The 2,052-nt window shown below is 57.0% G+C and carries 2 protein-coding genes; one reads left to right on the top strand and one right to left on the bottom strand.

Features of this window, described 5'->3' with window-relative positions; all coding sequences use genetic code 11:
* Positions 1-184, bottom strand: a 184-nt coding sequence (locus FHT70_RS30140; RefSeq protein WP_210283004.1) for a hypothetical protein, incomplete at its 3' end; no start/stop codon positions are given.
* A gap of 296 nt (positions 185-480) precedes the next feature.
* On the opposite strand from FHT70_RS30140, the gene ltrA reads away from it, so the two are divergent.
* A complete protein-coding gene (gene ltrA, locus FHT70_RS30000) occupies positions 481-1,974 on the top strand; it encodes a group II intron reverse transcriptase/maturase (RefSeq protein ID WP_138396904.1) in 1,494 nt (497 codons plus the stop codon).
* Positions 1,975-2,052: the final 78 nt, after the last annotated feature.

Here is a 2,052-nt window from a genome sequence, read left to right as displayed (position 1 = left end):
GGACAACGTAACCACCGGGTGACCGGTCCACCGAACCGTGAGGCGAAGTGGAAACTGCCAGCACAAAGGCGGTGAGGTGCAAGGGATGAGCAATGACGACCAACACAAGTGAACTTCCGATAAACGCCGTAACAAGGAACAAGCCAAATGTGCTGATAGGCTTGAACCAAAAGGTGTGCAGCAAGGTGTGGTCCTTTCCGGTTGGACCTCCATGGACGGAAAGCTGCCGGCGAAAAGGAAGGGTCCGACTGGCTCTGAGATTCATGCGGAACAGGGTAAGCCCATAGCGCTGCCGGTAACGGCAGGCGAACCGTAAGGAACGCTGTTGGTGTTGTGGGTAAAGGAAGGCGGAGAAAGCGAAGGCCCGGCTGTAATGGTCGGGATACGGGCTGCAACATCGCCCGACACGAAAGTGGGCAGACTTCCGCTCGGTCATTCATGGCGAGAGAACATGACTAATTGCTGGACGAGGAAAAGCAGATGACGGCAATCGGTGCGAAAGCAGCGAATGCTGGTGCGTCCTCGCACGGAGGGCAGATTTGGGATCAGACAGACTGGTCGCAGATTGAAGCAACCGTGAAGCGACTTCAAGTGCGTATCGCCAAGGCCACTCGCGAATGCCGATGGGGCAAGGTAAAAGCCTTGCAACGTCTGCTGACCCGCTCGCACAGCGGCAAGATGCTGGCTGTGAAGCGGGTGACGGAGAATCGCGGGAAGAAAACGCCGGGAGTGGACGGAGAAATCTGGACAACCCCGGTGGCCAGATGGAAGGGAGTAATGTCGCTGCGGCATCACGGCTACCGTACCATGCCGTTGCGACGCGTTTATATTCCCAAGAGTAACGGCAAGAAGCGCCCGCTCGGGATACCCCGTATGCTGTGCCGCGCAATGCAAGCCTTATGGAAGCTTGCGCTGGAACCAGTGACGGAGACCTTGGCGGACCCGAATTCCTATGGATTTCGGCCCAAACGCTCGACAGCCGACGCCATTGAGCAGTGCTTCATCACGTTGGCAAGACGGAAGTCCGCCACGTGGGTTCTAGAGGGCGATATCAAAAGCTGTTTCGATGAAATCAGCCATGATTACATCCTCGAGCATATGCCTATGGACAAGGCGATCCTGCGGAAGTGGCTTCAAGCCGGATATGTTGAAGAGGGAACTCTGTTCGAGACGCGGGCGGGAACCCCGCAAGGGGGCGTGATTTCGCCCACAATCGCTAACAGAGTGTTGGATGGGCTTGAGGCCGCAGTCGATGCAAGCGTGGGATCGTCGAAATCCACGTACCGAAAAGCCAAGCCCCACGTCATCCGTTATGCCGACGACTTTATCGTAACCAGTGCATCGAAAGAGGTGCTGGAACACAAGGTCTTGCCGGCGATCAGGAAATACCTGGCTGTTCGTGGACTGGAACTCTCGGACGAGAAAAGCAGAATCACGAACATTGCGGATGGTTTCGATTTTCTGGGCCAGAATGTGCGAAAGTACAACGGCAAACTTCTCATCACGCCGTCCAAACACAGCGTCAAGGCGCTGCTGGATAAGGTCCGGAGAATCATCAAAGGCAACGCCGCCATCGCGCAGGAAGGATTGATACAAATGCTGAACCCGATCATTCGGGGATGGGCGATGTATCACCGCCATGTCGTGGCGAAGGCGACCTTCTCTTCGATAGACTTCTACATCTGGCGCATGCTCTGGAGATGGGCGTGCCGACGACACCCTAACAAAGGAGCACGGTGGATCAGGAGAAGGTATTTCAGGGTCAACGGTAGCCAGTCATGGGATTTCAGCACGGAGGACGCCAAGTATGGGCTTGTCCGTGCAGCGGCTGTCCCAATCAAGAGACATGCCAAAATTCCGGCGCTGGCTAACCCGTTCGATCCCACATGGGATGACTACCTCGCCCGCCGTCAGGACGCGAAACATACCGCCGGGGAGCCCGGTGTCACAACGTGGCGCTGGAGAATGGCTTGAGCCGGGTGCGGAGTGATCCGCACGCCCGGTTCTTAGGGGGCGGCGGGGCAGCAATGCCCCGCTGCTACCCGACTTTGC

Source organism: Rhizobium sp. BK049 (genome assembly GCF_014193135.1).
Lineage (GTDB): Bacteria > Pseudomonadota > Alphaproteobacteria > Rhizobiales > Rhizobiaceae > Rhizobium.
Note: the sequence above shows the minus strand (reverse complement) of the source record. Positions and strands in the feature narration are given on the sequence as shown.

Coding starts and splice junctions, on each gene's coding strand:
- ltrA (WP_138396904.1), top strand. CDS start 481: ATGACGGCAATCGGTGCGAAAGCAGCGAATGCTGGTGCGTCCTCGCAC.